Here is a 19,353-nt window from a genome sequence, read left to right as displayed (position 1 = left end):
TTGGTTAATCAATATCGCGTTCCCAGCTGTTCCACCCGCTCTTCCGGGCTGATGATGCTGGTGATGCGCACCCCGAAGTTTTCGTTGACCACCACCACTTCCCCCCGGGCCACCAGGGTGCCGTTCACCAGCACTTCCACCGGTTCATCCACCAGGGAAGAAAGTTCCACAATGGCTCCCGGAGTTAGACCCAGCACCTCTTTAATTGGCCGCCGGGTGCGGCCCAAGACTACACTGACCTTTAAGGGGATGTCCAGCAACAGCTCCAGCTTACGCTGTTCCTCTTCGCTTAAGGTGCCAAAAGCACGCCTTTCATCGCCCCCAGGCGGTGCCCCCACAGCCCTTGCCGGGGGTGGTTCCGCCCGGGCAGCCGCCGGCTGTGGTTCAGGGGGCGGAACGGCCTTCTGCCTTCCGACCGCCGGTTCCGGGGCGGGGGCCGCCGTTTGCGCCATTAACTGCTCTAAAAGCATGGCGGCCTCCTCTTTGGCCGTCTCCAGACTCATGATCTGCATGATCTCCGTATCCACCAGATCGCCGATGGTCATCTTGAAGGAAACCACGACAATGGGGTCTTCGGTGGGCAGCCGGTAACCGGCCCCTCCTTCGGACACCTCCAGTACCGTGGTCTGGGGTGGGGAGATGTTGATGGTACGGCGGAAGATGGTGGCCAGGGAGGTGGAGGCGGTGCCGATCATCTGGTTCATGGCTTCCGATGCGGCTGAAAGCTCCAGTTCGGAAATCTGCTCGGCCACATTGGTGCCGTCGCCGCCCATCATCAAATCGGCCATGACCATGGCGTCCTTTAACTGGATGATGAGCACGTTGAACCCCTTGAGCCCCTCTTTGAACTCCACCTGGATGATCACGTAGGGGACCTTGAAGCCCGCAAAAAACTCCTCCTGCGTACAGGTAAGCACCCGGGGGCTGGTAATGGTTACTTTCTGGTTCAGCAGTTCGGACAGGGTGGTGGCTGCGGAACCCATGGAGATGTTGCCGATTTCCCCCAGGGCGTCCCTTTCCTCGGGGGTCAGGTCTTCCGCCGGCCTGCAGCCTGCGGTGGGCGCTTCACCCGCTGCCTGGCTGGTGCCTGCCGGTTCCCCGGGTGCCGGTTCCGGAGTTTCCCCGGGGCCGGCTGCCGGGATCTCCTCTTCCAGGGCAGGCGCAGCCGTGGCCGCCGCTTCTTCCGCCCCCTGTCCGGCCTGCGGCTCCTCTTCCGGCGAAGGTTCCCCGGCAGCAGCCTTTAACAGGGCGTCTATTTCTTCCTGGCTTAAAAACTGGTTATTATCCGGCACCATTCATTTCCTCCCCGTTGAGCGATACCACCTGCACCGCCAGGTTTTGCCCCACCCGGCCGGCCTGCACGCCGAATTTACGTTCCCCTTCCACGTAAAGGTCCAGGTCCTGGTTTAGATGGCGGTTCAACACCAGCACGTCACCTTCCTGCAGTTGCAGCAATTCATGTACGGTGATTTCCGTTTCCCCCAGGATCACCTGCAGTTCCACCCGGGAAAAGCCCAGCCAGTAACCCAGCCGCTCCATGTCCTCGGGGCGTGGTGCTCCCACCTGGCGGCTGAACTGCTGGCGCACCGAAAGCCGGGATATCACCGGCTCCATCAATATGTACGGCAGGCACAGGTTGATAAAACCCCGCTCTTCCTCGTTGATGGACACGGCAAAGGTGATCAGGGCCACCACCTCATTGGGTGAATACAGTTGCTGCATTCTGGGGTTGGTTTCGATGGCCTGGACTTCCGGCTCCACGGAGTAGAAATCGTGCCAGGCCTGGGCCAGGTGCTCCAGAATACGTTCTACCAGCCGTTTTACCACCGTCACCTCGATCTCGGTCAGTTCCCGCATCTGATCCGTGGAGGTGCCCGGCCCGCCGAAAAGCAGGTCCAGCATGGGAAAAACCACCTGGGCGTTGATTTCCATCAGTGCCGAACCTTCCAGGGGGTTCAAACTGAAAACGGCCAGGGCCGTAGGGCTGGGAATGGAGCGGATGAATTCTTCATAGATCATCTGCCCCACCGAAGCCAGTTCCACGTTGGCCGCGGCCCGCAGGTAGCCGGAAAGGAAACTTGACAAAAGCCGGGCAAAATGCTGGTGCAGCATTTCCAGGGTGCGCAGGTGTTCTTTGGAAAATTTATTCGGCCGGCGGAAGTCGTAGGATTTTACCGCGGGAGCCGGGGGTTTCTTTGCCTCCTCCAGGCTCAGTTCACCGGAGGTGAGGGCCGCCAGCAGGGAATCTATTTCCCCCTGGCTCAGGACTTCCTGCATTCAGTACGCCTCCCTTTGCCTTACTTGCGGGAGCGGGCCAGTACCCGCTCAATGGCCTGCAGGAGACGGTCCTGCTGGAAGGGCTTGACGATGAAATCCCTGGCCCCGGCCTGGATGGCGTCCATGACCATGGCCTGCTGGCCCATGGCGCTGACCATGATGATGCTGGCGTTGGGATCAATGGTTCTAATGGCCTTCACCGCCTCAATGCCGTCCATCTCGGGCATGGTGATGTCCATGGTGACAATATCGGGCTTTAATTCGGCGTACTTCTCAACAGCCTGCTTGCCGTTTTCAGCTTCCCCCGCCACTTCATAGCCGTTTTTGGTGACGATGTTTTTAATCATCATGCGCATGAAGGCGGCGTCGTCCACCACCAGGATCCTTTTACCCAATGCTGTTTCCCCCTCACATATATTAAGAGCCCTGCCCTTCGCTGAACCCGAGAGCGGCCATCAGCCGGTCGATGGCACCCGGTTCGGTGAGCAGGAAAAAGTGCCCCTTAATCAATGTTTCATCATCGTGGAATAGCTCGGTTTCAATAACCAGCACCTGGTCTTCCACCCTGCCGGCGGCCACCATCAGGGAAGTCAGCACCGCCCCCAGCATGTCGAAGGCAAACAGGGGCACGGTGGTGACCATGTTCAGGCCGGTCATCATGCTGATGGCACTGACAAAAGAGCCGGTGAGTACGTTGCCGATTTCCTTTATTGCCGACTGGGCCAATTCGTCCAGTTCCCCGGTGGTTCCCACCGGCAGCCCCATGAGCATGTCCACCAGGTGGAGGGTGCTTTCCCCGTCAAAAATATATAAGACTATTCCCGGCGCATCGCCCAGCACACGCAGGCTCACGCACCCCACCAGCTCCTCGTATCCGCCCACCAGCTCAATCATTTCTTCAAAGGGCAGAAAGCTGCTGCGAGGTACGCGCATGTTCACCCGGCGGTTGATTAACTGGGCCAGGGAGGTCACCGCATTACCCAACCCGATATTGCCGATCTCCTTGAGGGCGTCCAGTTCCACCGGTGAAAGAGGCCTGTAGCTCAAGACTCCCCCCCCTTTGCTCCCCGCTTGCGGTAAAAACAGGTACGCACCTTTTCCAGCCCCAGCTGGTGATAATTAAAAATCATTTCACTTCCCCCAATGAATAGTACCCCTTCTGGCGCCAGGGCCCGGACAAGTTTCTCGTTCAACCTGTCCTGGGCTTCCCGGGTGAAATAAATGGTTACGTTGCGGCACAGGATCAGGTCATAGCCCTGGCCGAAGGGATCGTTCAGCAGGTCGTGGCGGCGGAAGGTCACCCGCCGGCGAAACTTTTCATTAATAACGTAAAAACCGTTTTCCCGGTCAAAAAACCGGGCCAGCCGCTGCGGGCTGACGTTGCGTACAGCCTCGGGAGGATACCGGCCCTCTTTTGCTTTGACCAGGATGTTTTGATCTATGTCCGTGGCCTCCAGGTGGTGCAGGTGTCCCGGGGTAAGCTCTTCCAGGATGATGGCTACCGAGTATGGTTCGGCGCCCGTTGCGCACCCGGCGCTCCATATTTTCAGCGTTCTTTTTTCTTTTAAAAGGGCGGGTAAAATAATGCTCTCCAGTTCCCGGAACCTTTCCGGGTCCCGGAAAAACTCCGACACGTTTATGGTTAGATAATCTAAAAAGGATTGGTAGGCCTGGGAATCATCCTTCAGCTTCTGGAATAATGCTCCATAACCGGCAAGCTGTTGCCGCACCAGGTAGGCATCCAGCCGCCTTTTGAGCTGGGTTTCCTTGTAGCTGTTCAGGTCAAGGCGAAAGTGCTGGCGCACCATTTCTTTGAACCGGGCAAAATCCATGTCAAATCACCTTCAATTTGCTCCCCAGCATGCGGATGCTTACCTGGCCATTGCTGGTGTCGAAAATCATGGTTCGCCCCCGGTTGCCTCCCACCTCTTCGGCCAGGATGGGAATACCCGCTTCTTTTAACAGCGCCCGGGCCTTTTCCACGTTGCGCTGTCCGATATTCAGGATCATTTTGTTGTCCAGACCCGAGAACATCTGGGCTCCCCCCACCAGCTTGGCCTGCAGGCGGTTCAAATGGGCACCGTTTTTTCTCATCTCGTCAATCAACAGCGGAATGCCCAGATCGGCAAATTTGGCCGGCTTGGTGACGTTGCTGAACTGGGTGCTGTCGGGGAGCATCAGGTGTAAAAGCCCGCCCAGTTTGAGCACGGGATCGTAGAGGCTGACTCCCACGCAGGAACCTAGGCCCAGGGTAATCAGCCGGGCCGGGTCCCTGCCGATTTTATAGTCGGCTATGCCGACCTGTATTTCCACAGGGTCGCTGGCGACCTTGGCCGGCTCCATTCCATTCCTCCTTTTGAGGCTGCCTGCCGGGGTTTTTCGGCTGTCCCGGGCAGGTACCGGTTTTACTTGCGCAGGTTGTTGGCCATACTCCACATTTCATCGGCCGAGCTGATTACCCGTAAATCCATCTGGTAGGCGCGCTGGGCTTCGATAAGTCCGGTTAACTCGGTGGTCAGGTCTGCGTTGGAGGCCTCCAAACAGCCCTGGATTAAAGTACCCGCGCCGCCGGTTCCCGGGTAATATTCCGTTGCTTCGCCGCTGGCTGCCGTGGCCAGGTAGAGGTTTTCCCCCCGGGCGGCAAGACCTGCCGGGTTGGTAAAGGAGTAAAGGGTAAGCCGGCCTGCTTCTTCCTGCCGGTCATTGTTTATTATCGTCACCCGCCCGTCGGAATGAAGGGTGACGGACTGATATCCGGGGGGCAAAATTATTTCCGGTTCCAGGGGATAACCCTGTTCAGTGATCAGGCGCCCGTCAGAACTCACGGTAAACCTGCCATTTCTGGTGTAGGCGTATTCGCCGCCGGGAAGAAGCACCCGGAGAAAACCTTCGCCCTGGATGGCCACATCAAGCGGCCGGTTGGTGCGGGCCAGGCCGCCGGGGCGAAAGTCCCGGGAAACGGCGGCCACCCGCACACCACTTCCCTCCGGGGGCGTGGGGCCGGGGGTGTTTGCTCCCGGCGGGGTCACCCTTTCGGCGGGTATACCTTCCCGGCCCATTTCCTGGTAGAGCAGGTCGGCAAAACTGACCCCCTGCTTTTTGTAGCCGTATGTGTTTATGTTGGCCAGGTTGTTGGCGCAGGTATCCAGGCGGATCTGCTGGGCAGTTAGCCCCGCAGCACCGGTCGAAAGGGCTCGCAGCATGGGATCACCTCACAAAGATATGTCTTATCGCCCGGGCGGCAGGTCGTTTCCATGTTAAGGAGCGGCGTTACCGCAGCGCTCCCACCCGGTTGACCGCCAGGTCCAGAAGCTGGTCCTGGGCCTGGAGCAGGCGCTGGTTGGCCTCGTAGGAACGGATGGCGCTGACCAGCTGCACCATGGAAGCGGCGGGATCCACATTGGCTCCTTCGAGATAGCCCTGGCGCACTTCGGGATTGACCGCCGGTTGGGCGCTGCCGGCCGGAGCCGTATAGTAGTTGTCTCCGGTTTTGGTCAGCAGGTTGAGATCGGCAAATTGTACAATACGCAGGCGGTCTATCGTTCCCTGCCCGGGCCGGATGATTTCTCCCCCGGCAGTTATGTGGAAATCGTCGTTCCCCACCTGCACCGGGCCGGCTTCTCCCAGCACCCGGTTGCCCCGGGAGTCCACCAGGTAGCCCTCGCTGTCTATCGCCAGGTCGCCGTCCCGGGTGTAACGTTCCCCCTGTGGTGTTTGGACCACCAGAAATGTATTGGCGGTGGCCAGGGCCAGGTGGGTGTTTTTGCCCGTCGGCTTCAGGGAACCGGGGGAAAAATTGGTTACCACCCGGGTGACCGCTGCGCCCTGGTTGGTTACGCCCACGTAGCGCCAGCGGGGCCCGATTGTCGCGGGTCCCCGGTCCTGCTGTTCCACCAGCAGGAGTTCGGGAAAAGGTTTTTGAATGACGCCGTCTGCCTTGAAGCCGCTGGTGGAGGCGTTGGCCAGGTTGTTGGCCAGCACGTCCAGCCGGGCCTGCTGCACGCCCAGGCCGGAAGCGGCGGTATAAATGCCACGGATCATGATCAGGGTTCCCCCTTGTTGGAGATTTAGTGTGACTAATTCGCCAGGCACGGCGTTGTCTTCCGATCGCTCCGGTGCTCCGCGCCTTCAGCTAGCTCAGTTCCGCCAGCTTCTTGCGCAGGCGGTTGATGGCCCGGCTGTGCAGCTGGCAGACCCTTGATTCGGAAACTTCCAGCACGGCACCAATTTCCTTTAAAGTAAGCCCCTCCTGGTAGTACAGGGCCAGCACCAGCTGGTCCTTTTCCGGCAGGCTGGCCACGGCGCGGGCCAGAAGTTCCTTGTTTTCCTCCTCGGTGATGCGGTCCAGGGGGTCGGGGCTGGTTTCGTCGGGCAACAGGTCCCCCAGCCGGACGGGCTCACCGTTGCCCGCGGCCACCATTTCATCCAGGGAAAGGGTGAACAGTCGGTACAGCTGGCTGTCCAGGTAGTGCACTTCGGCCTGGGAAATACCCATTTCCTGCGCCACTGCCTCCATGGATACCTTTTCCTGGTGTATGTTTTCCAGCTTCTCCCGGGCAACCCTGAGCCGCTGTAATTTGTACCACAGGGTGCGGGGCATCCAGTTTGCCCGGCGCACCTCATCCAGCATGGCTCCCCGCACCCGGATGCTGGCGTAGGCTTCAAAATCGCACCCCATATCGGGGTCGAATTTGTCGATTGCTTCTATTAATCCAAAAATACCGCAGCTTTCCAGGTCCTCCTGGCTCAAGCACGCAGGCAGCTTGACGGCCAGCCGGCCTGCCAGGTACTTGACCAGCCAGAGATAAGAGAGGATGAGCTGGTGACGGATTTCCGGGCTCTTCGTTCGCTTGTACTCCTGCCAGAGCTTCTCCTTATTATCCACGCTCTCACATCCTGGTGAGCCGGGCCTGTTCGGCCATGCACTGGAAAATGTAGCGCATGATCAGATCCTGCTGGGCGGTTGTAATATCCACAAACTCCAGGGCCACGTGGTATTTTGAATTTTCCCTTTCCTGAAGACGCACCACCCGGCCCCGGAGTTCCATCTTCCGGGCACCGGTGCGCAGGGGCAGGTTGAACTCCACCAGCAGTTCCCTGCCGGGCAGGACCGGTTCGTCCACGGCCAGAAGCATACCCCCGCCGCTGATGTCCACCGTAAAGGCTTTTTTATACTGAGGGCGGCGGTTTTTCTCCGGAGGATGGGCGTAGTGGACCTCGAGGAGAGTCTTCAACCGCACGTGCTGGCGCTGCTGCACCCGCTGGCAATCTCCCGTGGGAGCCAGGCGGTAAAGGGGTATGGCTTCTATGGTACGCCCCAGGCAGCGGGCGGGGAAAATGAAGCTGGCGTTTTCGTCGAAAAAACGGACCTTTACATTATCGCCCGGCGTCAGGACGAGCACATCCCCCCGCAGGCGGGGCAGGGCGATGTGCAGTTCACCGCCTTTGATGTCCTGGATGGTGGAGGCATACCAGTCCCTTTCCCCCTCCCTTGCCACCTGTATCTTCTGGTTGATCCTGAGCTGGTCCAACAATATGCGTAACCTCCCGTACAGTTTCCCTAACGGTCAAACAGCCTGGCCAGGCGCTGGACAAAGCCCCGTAATCCCGGCCGGGGCGGTTCCTCCCGGGACCCGCCGCCGGTGAGGCAGCGGGCCATGGCGGCTACACTTCTGGCCGGCTGGGAGCGGGGCTCCGCCAGGTAAAAAGGCCTCTGGTTCCGCACGGCCCGGATCACCGCCCGGTCTTCATTAATGGCACCCAGGTAGACGACCGGCAGGCCCAGAAAGCGGTCGGCCGCCATTTCCACCCGCCTGACCGTGGCCCGGGCCTCCTGTTCGCTGCCGGCCCGGTTGACCACGAGCAGCACCTCCCGGTGGACCTTGAAACGTGCCAGCACCTTGATCAGGCTGTAACCGTCCATGAGGGAGGTGGGTTCAGGGGTAAGAACCACAATTACTTCCCCGGCAGCGGCCAGAAAGCCCAGCACATTTTTGGAAAGACCCGCCCCCGTATCGATGAGAATGAAGTCGGCCAGGTTGTCCAGAAGGGTCAGGGATGCAAGCAGCCTTTGCCAGCGGGCCCGGTCCAGGTTGGCCAGTTCCAGAAAACCGGAACCGCCGGAAATGAACTGCACTCCTCCCGGGGCAGGCACCAGCACTTCCCGGATATCCCGGTCCCTGTAGAGGCAGTCGTAGAGGGTGCAGGGAGGGCTTATTCCCAGGAGTACTTCCACATTGGCCAGGCCCAGGTCGGCGTCCAGGATAATCACCTGCTGGTTTAAAGCGGCCAGAGCCAGCCCCAGGTTTACCGTCAGGTTGCTTTTGCCCACCCCGCCTTTGCCGCTGGTGACGGCGATGACCCGGGCCACGGCAGTCCGGGACTCCGCTGACGGAACCACGTCTTCATCCGGGCTGACGCCTGCCGGGGGGCTGCCACCCGGTACGCGGCCGAAGATGCGCCCCCCCTTAACCCCGGAAGCCCGCCCCCACATTGTTTTCGCCCCCCTCCAGGAGGAGGGCGGCCAGGCGCCGGGGGGTTATGCCGGCGATATCATCGGGGACATTCTGCCCGTTGGTGACGTAGGCCAGCGGGCGGCGCATCTGGTGGATCAGGTTTAACGCCCCTCCCCGGGTTAGGGTTTCGTCCAGTTTGGTAAAGATGAACTCCGAATATCCCACCCGGGCAAATTCCCGGGCCATATGTAAAAGATCCCGGTTGCGGGTGGTGGCGCTTAAGACAAGGAAGATCCGGCGGGACGGCGGCAGGGCGTCCATAAACCCTTTTAATTTAAGCAGCTCACTGGCATTGCGGCAGGAAATGCCCTCTGTATCGACGAAAACGGCTTCTTTGTCTTGATGGGCTTCCACTGCCGATGCCAGTTCAGCTGGAGTCATTACCACTTCTACAGGCACGCCGATCGTCTGGCCGTAAAATTTCAGTTCCTCTACTACCCCGAAGCGGTGGCTGTACACGGCGATTAGCGCTATTTTTTTCTGGTCGAAAAGGGCCTGTCTGGTGGCCAGTTTGGCCAGGGTGGTGGTTTTGCCCACTCCCGTGGGGCCGATAAAGGCATAGATTTTGCCGCTGTGGTCCCGTGCAGAATAGACATCTTCCACCAGGGAGGCCAGCCGTCCCTTTATTTGCAGGAGCAAAAAGTCCTCGCCGTCCCCGGTGGTATCGTTTACCTCGAGACCGCGTAAAAGGTTTTCCACCACTCCTTCCATCACTTCCATGTCCAGCAGGCGCCGGCGCCATCTTTCAAGAACGTCCCCGTCCATCATGGCTTCCTCCTGTTGTTTCAGGATAGTATTAAAGGAGAAGGAATTGTTTTCCTCCTGTCCGGTTGGCGTGCCCAAGGTGAATTCGGGTATTTTTTCACCGGCAGGCAATGCCTGTGCCGGGTCATGCATCTTTAAAACATCCGCTTCCAACCGTATTGCCTCTTCCCTCCGGGTACGCCGTACCTCCGGGGGCGTGGTCGAAGGCGGGGCAAACATCCCGGCGGTTACCACTTCCCTCGTGGCAGGAGGCTCAGCCCCGGGCGGTCTTCCCGGAGGTAGCTCCGCCGGGGCGGGGGCCGCAGGCAGCTCGTCCAGAGCCGCGGTTACTTCCAGTTGCGGCGGGCGGAAAAAATCAAAAATGCTCTTCCTGGGCAGGCGGTAGCTGCCGATAATCACCGCATCGGGTCCCATGTCCTCCTTGATCAGGCGCATGGCTTCCTGCATTTCCCTGACGATATATTTTTTAATTTTCATTCCACAATCACCGTCCCCACCACTTCCACTTCGATACCGGGTGCGATTTCATTCAGGGATAATACGGCCACTGCCGGCAGACTGCGTTCAATCAACCGCCGGAAGGGCAACCTTATCCGGGGCGAACAGAGCACCACCGGGGTCAGGCCCTTCAGGCTTATCTTTTCGGCCTGCTCCTGCAGCCTTTCCAGGATCTTTCTGGCCAGCCCGGGTTCCAGCACCGGGTAGGCCCCGATCTGGGTCTGCTGGATGGAATCCGTAATGGTTTGCTCCATCCGGGGGTGCAGGGTGAGCACGGCCAGTTTGTTTTCTGGTGTCAGGTAGAGCCGGCTGATGGTGCGGGAAAGACGGCTGCGTACGTGTTCGGTAAGAAAATCGCTATCCCGGTTTAAGCGGGCTCCATCGGCCAGGGCCTCGCAAATGGTCACCAGGTCTCTGATGGGCACCCTTTCCCGCAGGAGATTTTGCAGCACCTTCTGCACTTCGCCCAGGGTCAGCAGATCGGGAACCAGTTCTTCCACCACCGCCGGATCCTTCTCTTTAATGGCCTCCAGCAGTTCCTTCACTTCCTGGCGGCCCAGCAGTTCGTGGGCGTGGGCCTTGATGAATTCCGTCAGGTGGGTGACCATAACGGTGGAAGGATCCACCACCGTAAGTCCGGCCAGCTCCAGCCTTTCCTTTTCACCGGCCGGCACCCACCAGGCCGGCAGGCCGAAGGTGGGTTCGGTGGTGGCTATGCCGGGTATACCGGTGGCCTGCCCCGTGGGGTCCATCGCCAGGTAGTAGCCGGGCATCAATTCTCCACTGGCGGTTTGTTCCCCACGGATTTTAAAGACATAGGCGTTGGGTGCCAGCTGCAGGTTGTCCCGGATACGGATGGGCCGCACGTAAATACCCATTTCTATGGCGCACTGCCGGCGCACTGCCGCCAGCCGGTGCAGCAGATCCCCGCCCTGGGACTCATCGGTCAGGGGGATGAGGTTGTAGCCGATTTCAATTTGCAGGGGGTCCACCTGGAAGTACGTGGTCACATTTTCCGGTTCCCGGCGGGTTTCCTGCACCTGCTGCTTGGCCCTTGCCTCCTGCCGGCGGGCTTCCTCCCTTTGCTTTTCCTGCACTAAGGTTCTTCCGGCGACGAAACTGATTCCCGAGAGCAGGAGGAAAAGAACGTTGGGCATGGCCGGGATGCATCCCAGGACGAAGAGGATCCCCGCTACCAGGTAGAGGATCCGGGGAAAACCGGTAAACTGCCGGGAGATGTCCGTGCCGAAGCTGGCATCGGAGGTGGCCCTGGTGACCAGGATGCCGGCGGCGGTGGAGATGAGCACCGAAGGCACCTGGGTCACCAGCCCGTCCCCGATGGTAAGCACGGTGAAGGTGCGCAGGGCTTCTGATACGGGCATGCCCATCTGCAGAGTACCGATGGCGATGCCCCCCAGGATGTTGATCAGGGTGATGATGATGCCGGCGATGGCGTCTCCCCGCACAAATTTGCTGGCACCATCCATGGCGCCGTAAAAATCGGCCTCCCGCTGCAGCCTCCTGCGTCTTTCCCGGGCCTCGGCCTCGGTGATCAGGCCGGAGTTGAAGTCGGCGTCAATGCTCATCTGCTTGCCGGGCATGGCATCCAGGGTGAACCGGGCGGCCACCTCGGCCACCCGGCCGGCACCGCTGGTTATAACTACAAACTGAATGACGGTAATGATAATGAAAACTATGAATCCCACCACGTAGTTGCCCCCGGCCACAAAGTGCCCGAAGGCGTCGATGACATTGCCCGCGTACCCCTGCCCCAGGATCAGCCGGGTGGAGGAGATGTTCAGTGCCAGACGGTACAGGGTGGTCACCAGCAACAGGGCCGGAAAGATGGAAAACTGCAGGGGCTCGGTGGTAAACATGGTAATCAGCAGGATCACCAGCCCCAGGGTGATGCTGATGGAAAGCAGTACGTCCAGGGCCCTGGGGGGCATGGGGATGATGATCATCAGCACGATGCCCACGATCAGGCCGGCGATAAGCAGGTCTGTGTTGCGTTTCAATTGTGATCTCAAGGTTGTGCCGGGTGCGGGCACGGTTTGTCCCTCCTGTAAATGTTCAGTGAACCCGGTTGGGTGCGGCGCTGTCCTCGCTCACTCCAGTGCTTCGCGCCGACAGCACCGCGGTTCGCTTCGGGCCGGCTCTGGCTCTCTGCGGATTACCATCGACACTGTTACCTCACGATCATATTAAACTGCCCGATGTGTCATCAACAGGTGTTCTTCCATTTGCTTTCGTTTGGCGTCCTCGAGAGCCGAGCCGGCGACCTCGCTTCACCGGGTGCTGTAACCGGCGCTTCGCAAGTCGTTCGCTCCGGACAGTGCCGCACCCTCGTCAGTACGGTTTTGCTAAACATTCACGTCCTCCTTAACTTACACCGGCCGTTTTTTCAGGCGGTAGACCAGGGCCAGGATCTGGGCTACGGCCTGGTAGAGTTCCACCGGGATTTCCTGTCCGATTTCCACCTGGTGGTAAAGGGTCCGGGCCACTTCGGGATTATGTATGATTGGTACTTTATGCTCGGCGGCCAGTTCCCGGATGCGGCGGGCCAGGTCCCCGGCTCCTTTGGCCACCACCCGGGGAGCGGACATTTCCTTTTCGTCGTAGCGCAGGGCTACCGCCAGGTGGGTGGGGTTGGTGATTACCACCGTAGCCCGGGGCACTTCCTGACGGATGCGGTTGAGCAGAATCTGCCGCTGGCGGCGCCTTTGCCAGCTTTTGATGAGCGGATCTCCTTCGGTCTGTTTAAGTTCATCCTTTACCTCCTGTTTGGTCATGCGCATGCTGCGCATATATTCCCAGCGCTGGTAGAAGAGGTCAATTATCGCCAGAAGCAGGAAGGTGCCGCCCGCGGCCGCGGCCGCCGCCAGCATGACGCCGGTCACCGTACCGAAGGCCGCCTGGGGGGCACGGTGAAAAACCAGCAGCAACTCGGGCAGGTGCGCTTTGACCACCAGGTAACTGACCCCCGCCACCACCGTTACCTTAAGGATGCTTTTGCCCAGCTCCACCAGGGTGCGCAGGCTGAACATGCGGGAAAGGCCGCTTACCGGGTTCAGCCGCTCCAGGTTGGGTTTGATCACCTCCGGGGCAAAGATGAAGCCTGTTTGCACCAGGTGCACCGCCAGGGCTGCACCGGTGAGCGCCAGAAAAAACGGCGTGCACATCCATATCGCCCCGCGGGCGACATCGTAAATTACCCGGGGCAGGTGTTCGGGTGCCAGATCAAAGGCCAGACAGTTGCTGAAATACCAGGTGAGCTCCTTCTGCCAGTTTTCCATGGCCGGACCCCTTAAAAGGTAGGCCAGGATGACAGCCGCCATGAGCACTACTGCCGCGGCAAAGTCCCGGCTCTTCGGCACCTGGCCCCTGCGCCTGGCTTCCTGCAATCGCCTTGGGGTTGGGGCTTCGGTTTTCTGCTGGGCGCCCCCGCCGTGGGCCAATCTCCATCCCCTCTTCCCAATAAGTTAAAAATCAGGTGCCTGGCACGCAATTTATTAACTTATTTCGTGTCACCCGGAAAGCCCGCGGATCACTGTATACAGGTCCTGCTCCATCATGCGGACCATGGCCCGGAAGACCACGCCGAAAAGCGGAACCATCACGCTTAAAGTGAGGATGCCCAGAGCGATCTTCAACGGAAAGCCCAGCATGAAAATGTTCATTTCCGGGGCGGTGCGGCCCAAAAGGCCCAGGCAGATATCGATGATCAGCACCACCGCCACCACGGGGGCGGCAATCTGGACGGCCAGGGCCGCCATGCGCGCAAAAATCTTGACCACGGCCAGGGTGGTGGTTCCGTCCAGGGCGGCACCGGTCAGGGGGACCAGTTCGTAACTTCTGGCCAGGCCGGCAATGAGCACGTGATGGCCGTCCAGGATGAGAAAGAGCACCATGCCCAGAAGGTACAGGAAACGGGAGCTGATGGTGGCCTGGTGGCCCATGGCCGGATCGAAAAGGTTGGCCATGAAAAAGCCCATCTGAATATCCATGATCTGTCCCGCCACGGCCAGGCTCTGGAAGACCAGGCTGGCGACGAAGCCCAAAACCAGACCCACCCCGGCTTCTTCTGCTGCCGCAAGGGCAAACCCCAAAAGCCCCCCTGGAAAGTCCGGTTCCACTCCCGGCACCACGGGGAAAAGCACCACGGCCAGCACAAAGGCCATGAAGGCCTTCAACGGCCGGGGCACGTTGGGGAAGAAGAACAGGGGTCCCGCCGCTAAAAAAGCGCTGGCCCGGACGAAGATTAAGATGAAGGTTGCTACTGCTTCATAGTTGAGCAATCTGGCTCTCCCCTTACCCCGTAAGATTGGGCAGGTGCTTGAAAAGCCGTGTGGTGTAACTGGTCATCAGCCGGACCATCCACGGAGCGGTGATGGCCAGCGTCAGGAAGACGGCAATGATCTTGGGCACGAAGGTCAGGGACTGCTCCTGCACCTGGGTGGTGGCCTGGAGGATGCTGATTACCAGCCCCACCAGCAGCGAAACCGCCAGGGTGGGCAGGGACAGGATCAGGATCATCATCAGCGCTTCCCGGGCAATCTGGGTGACAAGGGTATCGGTCACAGCGTTTCCCCCTATGTTGGCGGTTAACAGCCGTTTTGTCTTTATGCTAATGTTCGGTCGGCGGTCGTCCCCCGTCGCTCCGTGCTCCTTAAGGGACGACCGCCGTCTGCACCGTCTTTGATTTTGCGACGGTACCTAATGGAAGCTTTCCACCAGGGACCGGACCACCAGGTACCAGCCGTCCACCATCACAAAAAGCAGCAGCTTGAAGGGCAGCGAGATCATTACCGGGGGCAGCATGAACATGCCCATGGACATCAGGGCGCTGGCCACCACCATATCGATGACCAGAAAGGGCACGTACAAGAGAAAACCCATTTGGAAGGCGGTTTTTAATTCGCTGATCACGAAAGCCGGGATGACCACCGTAATGGGCAGGTCATCCGCATTCCGGGGCCGGGGCATTTTGGCCAGGCTGACGAACAGGGCCAGGTCCTTCTCCCGGGTCTGTTTGAGCATAAATGCCTTCAGCGGTTTGGCCGCGGCCTCAAAGGCCTGCTCCTGGGTCAACTGGTTGTTTAAATAGGGCTGCAGGGCCTCCCGGTTAATTTCCTGAAAGGTAGGGGTCATCACAAAAAACGTCAGAAACAGGGCCAGGCCGATGATCACCTGGTTGGGCGGCGTTTGCTGTATGCCCAGGGCTCCCCGCAGGATGGACAGGACCACCACAATGCGCGTAAAGCTGGTGACCATGACCAGGAGGCCCGGGGCCAGGGCCAGCACCGTGAGCAGGACCAGCAGTTTGACGCTGTCCACCACCTGGGCCGGGTTGTCCGTGGGGGTGACCCGCAGGTCGATGCCCGGCAGGGGCTGCGCCTGGGCTGCTGCAGGAGACAATAAAAGGGTCAGCAGAGACAGCGGGACCAGCAGGCTGTAAAGCCAAGCGAAGCGTTTCAGGATTTTGCGATTATCTCTTTCCGTCAGTGTTTTCATCTTTTTGTCCATCCAGATGGCTTTGATGTTGGTTCAAAAAACGCTTTGGCCCGTTATCCGGCGCAGCCGGTTTTTCACCGGTGAACCGTTTCTTCAACCGGTTGATGGCAGAGGATAGTTCCTGGTGGAATGAGGTTGGCCAGGGCCTGTCCCCTGCCGGCGTACCGGGAGACGGCAGCACTTCCGGGAGGCGGTCCAATTCCTGCAGCAGGGTCACATTGTTCTCCTGCTGGGCCAGCAGGTAGTAGCGCCGGCCTACCTGCACGAGAGTGAGGGCGGTCTTCGGTCCCAGAGGTACCTGCTCGATCACCCGCATGTACCGGCCCCGGTTGACGGCCAGATGGCGGCCAAGACCGTAACGCACGGCCAGATAGGCCAGGCCGGCCACCAGGGGCAGGCTCACGGCCAGCTGCACCACTGCCCAGAACAGGTCCGCGTGGCTCATTGTTTTTCCCCGCCCGGACGGGTTTTTCTCTGTTCATGGATGCTTTCGATACGGACACCAAAATTGCCGCCCAGAACCACCACTTCCCCCCGGGCTAAAGGCTGGTCGTTGATCAGCACCTCCACCGTGTCACCGGCCGGGCGGTCCAGCTCTACCACGGAACCTTCGGAAAGCTGCAGTATATCCCGCACCTTCATGGTCGTGCTTCCCAGTTCCACCGTTATGGTTACCTTTACGTCGTTCAGGTAATCAAGGGGTATTTTCAGGCGGTCCGCCCCCGCCGGAGCGGTTAGAGGGGGAAAGCTCACCTTTCTTACCGCCGGCTGCCGCCCTTCCATGCGCTCAATCATATCTTTGATTTCATCTTCGGTAATCACGGGTACCGCCTGCTTTCATCAATATATTCAGCCGTTCAGAGCATGACACCGGCCCGGGCTCATTGCACCAGGAAATCGGTAAAATACAGCCGTTCCACCTTGCCGTGCAGAAGCTGGCTGTTGATGTGGTCGAGAATTTCTTTTTTGATGGCCTCCTGGTTTTTCACCGGGAGCACTTCATCCGATGTTTTGCCGCGCAGAATGGTCAGCACCGCCTCGGTAAGCATGGGCTGTTTGGCCTTGATTTCCTCAACCAGCTTTTTATCATGGGGATACTCCAGCACCACCTGCACCCGCAGGTAACGGCTGGGACCTTCGTCGGCCAGGTTGATTACCCTGTCCCCCAGGTCCAGGGTTTCCATGGGGCGCTCTTTCGGCGTGGCCTGCACCGGTTTGGACAGCGGGCCCAAGAACCAGAGGGCACCGAAGGTTGCCCCGCCGCCGATAATGACGGCCAGGAGCAACAGGAGGATGGTACGGCCGCGGCCGCCCCGTTTTTTCTCATTTTCATCGCCGGTTTGTTTTTTTCTGCTGACAGGCATTTGGAAACACCCTTTTTGTGGCTGCCGGTTCTTAATTATGAGTGCCGGCAGCCGGAATTTTTAGCGGCGGCAGCCGGCAACGGCCTGCTGAAGCCGTGCGGCTTAATGGGGTCATAACCGGACGCCGCCGGTGGTTCCATCATGGGCGGCGGTCGCCCTTCACCGCTCATATGCCCCCGGGATGACCGCCACCCGTGCGTCATGTAAATATTTTACAATACATCTACTACCGCTTCAGGTTGATCAGTTCCTCCAGCATGGTGTCGGAGACGGTAATAATCCGGGCGCTGGCCTGGTAGCCGCGCTGGGTGGTGATCATATTGGTGAACTCGTCGGTCAGATCCACGTTGGACATCTCCAGGTAGCCGGACTCGATGGTGCCATAGCCGGCGGAACCGGGTTTGCCCGGGGTTGCCGTGCCGCTGCTCACACTCTCAGCAAACAGGTTTTTGTTTACTCTCTGAAGGCCGTCCTGATTGTTGAAAATGTACAGCGAGATCCGGGTCGCGTCAAATCCGCCTGAAAAAGTTAACTGGTCGCCGCTAGTACCGGTAGCGGTGATGATGCCGTTGTCCTGGATGTTGATGGTCGCTACCGGGACATTATCAACAAAGATCTCCGTATTGTTGGTGTAGTTGGTGGGTGCAGCAGTGTCACCCGAAGTTAATCCAAGGTCAGTAAGTATTGATTGTGTGGAGTTGGAGTTCGGGTCGATGAATAGGGTGTTGCTGGTGGTGTAGTCGTTGTATATAGTGGAGAGCACCAAATTGTTATTCTGGTCTTTGGAAGCCGTCACCCCCGTGGTGCTGCTGTATTCGTTGATTTTTTCTATCACCTGATCCAGGGTCATGCCATTAGTTAGCTGTATAGCAGTAGCTTTACCCGCCGAACCGTCTGCCAGGGTCCCCTTTAATTCTAGGTAACCGTCTGCCGAAATGGTTGGGTTAGCTTCCGTACCTGTAATTTTCGCCTTGTTCCATGATGCCCCCACCAGCCGGTAGCCGCTGGAGTTGACCACGTAGCCGTTCTGGTCGATGTAGAAGACCCCGTCGCGGGTGTAGTATTCCTTGCCGCTGCCCGGGTCAATCACCTTGAAGAAACCATCACCGTTGATGGCCAGGTCCAGGGTGCGGCCGGTGGACTGCAGGCCGCCAGGGCTCATGTTGTTGCTGATGCCGGCCAGGGAGACGCCCAGGCCAACCTGGGCCGGGTTGGTGGATGTGCCGGCGCTTTTCAGCGTCTGGTAGAGCACGTCCTGGAAGTTAGCCCGGCCGCTTTTAAAGCCCACGGTGTTCACGTTGGATATATTGTTGCCGATGACGTCCATGCGGATCTGGTGGTTTTTCATGCCGGCGACGCCGGCGAAAAGAGAGCGGATCATTTTTAATCCCTCCGGTTTTATCCCTCTTATACTTACAAGGCAGAGGTTGATGGAAAAAGGGTAGCTGTTTTTACCATCCTTGCGAACTGGCCTGTTCTCATTAACCATCGCAGGACGAACCATCATACAGCATCTGACGAAATCCCGGTTGAATCTTAACGCTTCAGCTCAATGGTTTCCCGGAGCACCTCGTCGGAGGTGGTGAAGACCTTGGCGTTGGCTTCGTAGCCGCGCTGGGTGACGATCAGGTTGCCCAGTTCCGTGGCCAGGTCAACATTGGACATCTCCAGGCAGCCGGACTCGATGGTGCCCAGGCCGTCCTTGCCCGGCGTTCCGTCCAGCCTCTCTCCGGCAGGACTTTCTTCACCACCGCTCCCCGTTGCGTTATTATCGGTATACAGGTTGCCTCCCACCCTGGTCAGGCCGTTGGGGTTGGGGAAGCTGAACAGGCCGATTTGATACTCATCGCTGGCGGTGCTGCCGTCGCTGTAGGTGACGGAAATTTTCCCCATGTTTGAAACATTTATGGCAGCAATGGGTTTGGATACATCCAGTTGTATCTCGCTTCCGCTCTCGTCCACCAGCCTGAGGCCGCTGGAGTTGATCAGATAGCCTTCCTTGTCCACTGAAAAAGATCCTTCCCTGGTATAGTAAATTTTGTCCTCTCCGCCTTCATCGCCTGCTTTTACCCCGAAAAAACCGTTCCCGTTAATGGCCAGGTCCAGCGATCGGCCGGTCGGCACAAGCGGCCCCTGGTTGAAGTTGTTGAGCACAGCGGCCAGCATTACGCCCGTTCCCATCTGGGAAGGGTTGCTTTGAGCTGTGCCGGCGCGTATGGTTTGGTAAAGGGTATCCTGAAAACTGGCCTGGGCCGCTTTGTACCCCGGGGTGTTTATGTTGGCGATGTTATTGGCCAGAACGTCCATGCGCGTGCGGTGGCTGAGCATACCGGCCAGGCTGGTATATATGGACTGGATCACTTTTATTCTCACCTCACGTATATCCACGGTTATTCCAACCACTTTTCCGACTTCCGACT

At 59.0% G+C, this 19,353-nt stretch carries 22 protein-coding genes; all 22 read right to left on the bottom strand.

Going from position 1 to position 19,353, the window contains the following annotated elements; all coding sequences use genetic code 11:
- Positions 1–8: 8 nt before the first annotated feature.
- Positions 9–1,295: a flagellar motor switch phosphatase FliY gene (fliY, locus tag G7K71_RS14850; protein WP_166347918.1), complete on the bottom strand. Its 1,287-nt coding sequence runs from the start codon at positions 1,293–1,295 to the stop codon at positions 9–11.
- The gene (gene fliM / locus G7K71_RS14845; protein ID WP_166347915.1) at positions 1,282–2,277 is read right to left on the bottom strand and encodes a flagellar motor switch protein FliM; all 996 of its coding nucleotides are present in this window, start codon (positions 2,275–2,277) and stop codon (positions 1,282–1,284) included. The genes fliY and fliM overlap by 14 nt, the downstream gene beginning before the upstream one ends.
- A gap of 20 nt (positions 2,278–2,297) precedes the next feature.
- Positions 2,298–2,672 (bottom strand): response regulator, encoded by a 375-nt coding sequence (locus G7K71_RS14840; RefSeq protein ID WP_166347912.1) that lies wholly within the window; start codon positions 2,670–2,672, stop codon positions 2,298–2,300.
- Between the two features lie 22 nt (positions 2,673–2,694).
- Positions 2,695–3,324: a chemotaxis protein CheC gene (locus G7K71_RS14835; RefSeq protein ID WP_166347909.1), complete on the bottom strand. Its 630-nt coding sequence runs from the start codon at positions 3,322–3,324 to the stop codon at positions 2,695–2,697.
- The gene (locus tag G7K71_RS14830; protein ID WP_166347906.1) at positions 3,321–4,109 is read right to left on the bottom strand and encodes a protein-glutamate O-methyltransferase CheR; all 789 of its coding nucleotides are present in this window, start codon (positions 4,107–4,109) and stop codon (positions 3,321–3,323) included. Before G7K71_RS14830 ends, G7K71_RS14835 begins: the two co-directional genes overlap by 4 nt.
- A gap of 1 nt (position 4,110) precedes the next feature.
- Positions 4,111–4,620, bottom strand: coding sequence for a chemotaxis protein CheD (locus G7K71_RS14825; RefSeq protein WP_013822842.1), 510 nt, complete (start codon positions 4,618–4,620; stop codon positions 4,111–4,113).
- A gap of 62 nt (positions 4,621–4,682) precedes the next feature.
- Positions 4,683–5,480: a flagellar basal-body rod protein FlgG gene (gene flgG, locus G7K71_RS14820; RefSeq protein ID WP_166347903.1), complete on the bottom strand. Its 798-nt coding sequence runs from the start codon at positions 5,478–5,480 to the stop codon at positions 4,683–4,685.
- A 67-nt stretch (positions 5,481–5,547) separates the two neighbouring features.
- Positions 5,548–6,318, bottom strand: a complete 771-nt coding sequence (locus G7K71_RS14815) for a flagellar hook-basal body protein (protein WP_166347900.1) — start codon at positions 6,316–6,318, stop codon at positions 5,548–5,550.
- Between the two features lie 91 nt (positions 6,319–6,409).
- The gene (locus tag G7K71_RS14810) at positions 6,410–7,162 is read right to left on the bottom strand and encodes a FliA/WhiG family RNA polymerase sigma factor (protein ID WP_166347897.1); all 753 of its coding nucleotides are present in this window, start codon (positions 7,160–7,162) and stop codon (positions 6,410–6,412) included.
- A gap of 4 nt (positions 7,163–7,166) precedes the next feature.
- Complete coding sequence (locus G7K71_RS14805) at positions 7,167–7,811, bottom strand: flagellar brake protein (RefSeq protein ID WP_166347894.1); 645 nt, start codon at positions 7,809–7,811, stop codon at positions 7,167–7,169.
- Positions 7,812–7,837: 26 nt separating this feature from the next.
- Complete coding sequence (locus G7K71_RS14800) at positions 7,838–8,770, bottom strand: MinD/ParA family protein (protein WP_207712923.1); 933 nt, start codon at positions 8,768–8,770, stop codon at positions 7,838–7,840.
- Positions 8,745–10,034: a flagellar biosynthesis protein FlhF gene (gene flhF, locus G7K71_RS14795; protein ID WP_166347891.1), complete on the bottom strand. Its 1,290-nt coding sequence runs from the start codon at positions 10,032–10,034 to the stop codon at positions 8,745–8,747. Before flhF ends, G7K71_RS14800 begins: the two co-directional genes overlap by 26 nt.
- Positions 10,031–12,106, bottom strand: a complete 2,076-nt coding sequence (gene flhA, locus G7K71_RS14790) for a flagellar biosynthesis protein FlhA (protein ID WP_166347888.1) — start codon at positions 12,104–12,106, stop codon at positions 10,031–10,033. The genes flhF and flhA overlap by 4 nt, the downstream gene beginning before the upstream one ends.
- A 336-nt stretch (positions 12,107–12,442) precedes the next feature.
- On the bottom strand, positions 12,443–13,513 hold the full coding sequence (flhB, locus tag G7K71_RS14785; protein WP_166347885.1) for a flagellar biosynthesis protein FlhB: 1,071 nt from the start codon (positions 13,511–13,513) through the stop codon (positions 12,443–12,445).
- 69 nt (positions 13,514–13,582) lie between these two features.
- Entirely contained in the window at positions 13,583–14,353 is a 771-nt protein-coding gene (gene fliR / locus G7K71_RS14780; RefSeq protein ID WP_166347882.1) for a flagellar biosynthetic protein FliR, read from the bottom strand.
- A gap of 13 nt (positions 14,354–14,366) precedes the next feature.
- Positions 14,367–14,636: a flagellar biosynthesis protein FliQ gene (gene fliQ / locus G7K71_RS14775; RefSeq protein ID WP_166347880.1), complete on the bottom strand. Its 270-nt coding sequence runs from the start codon at positions 14,634–14,636 to the stop codon at positions 14,367–14,369.
- A 135-nt stretch (positions 14,637–14,771) separates the two neighbouring features.
- A complete protein-coding gene (gene fliP, locus G7K71_RS14770) occupies positions 14,772–15,569 on the bottom strand; it encodes a flagellar type III secretion system pore protein FliP (RefSeq protein WP_013822854.1) in 798 nt (265 codons plus the stop codon).
- On the bottom strand, positions 15,544–16,014 hold the full coding sequence (fliO, locus tag G7K71_RS14765) for a flagellar biosynthetic protein FliO (protein WP_166347877.1): 471 nt from the start codon (positions 16,012–16,014) through the stop codon (positions 15,544–15,546). Before fliO ends, fliP begins: the two co-directional genes overlap by 26 nt.
- Positions 16,011–16,391, bottom strand: a complete 381-nt coding sequence (fliN, locus tag G7K71_RS14760) for a flagellar motor switch protein FliN (protein ID WP_313884992.1) — start codon at positions 16,389–16,391, stop codon at positions 16,011–16,013. The genes fliO and fliN overlap by 4 nt, the downstream gene beginning before the upstream one ends.
- Before the next feature lie 59 nt (positions 16,392–16,450).
- Positions 16,451–16,933: a flagellar basal body-associated protein FliL gene (fliL, locus tag G7K71_RS14755; RefSeq protein ID WP_166347874.1), complete on the bottom strand. Its 483-nt coding sequence runs from the start codon at positions 16,931–16,933 to the stop codon at positions 16,451–16,453.
- 226 nt (positions 16,934–17,159) lie between these two features.
- On the bottom strand, positions 17,160–18,314 hold the full coding sequence (locus tag G7K71_RS14750; protein ID WP_166347871.1) for a flagellar hook protein FlgE: 1,155 nt from the start codon (positions 18,312–18,314) through the stop codon (positions 17,160–17,162).
- 155 nt (positions 18,315–18,469) lie between these two features.
- The gene (locus G7K71_RS20090) at positions 18,470–19,336 is read right to left on the bottom strand and encodes a flagellar hook basal-body protein (protein ID WP_313884991.1); all 867 of its coding nucleotides are present in this window, start codon (positions 19,334–19,336) and stop codon (positions 18,470–18,472) included.
- Between the last annotated feature and the right edge of the window lie 17 nt (positions 19,337–19,353).

It is taken from the genome of Desulfofundulus sp. TPOSR (genome assembly GCF_011393055.1).
In the GTDB taxonomy this organism is placed as follows: Bacteria; Bacillota; Desulfotomaculia; order Desulfotomaculales; family Desulfovirgulaceae; genus Desulfofundulus; species Desulfofundulus kuznetsovii.
This window is presented reverse-complemented; position numbering and strand designations above follow the sequence as displayed.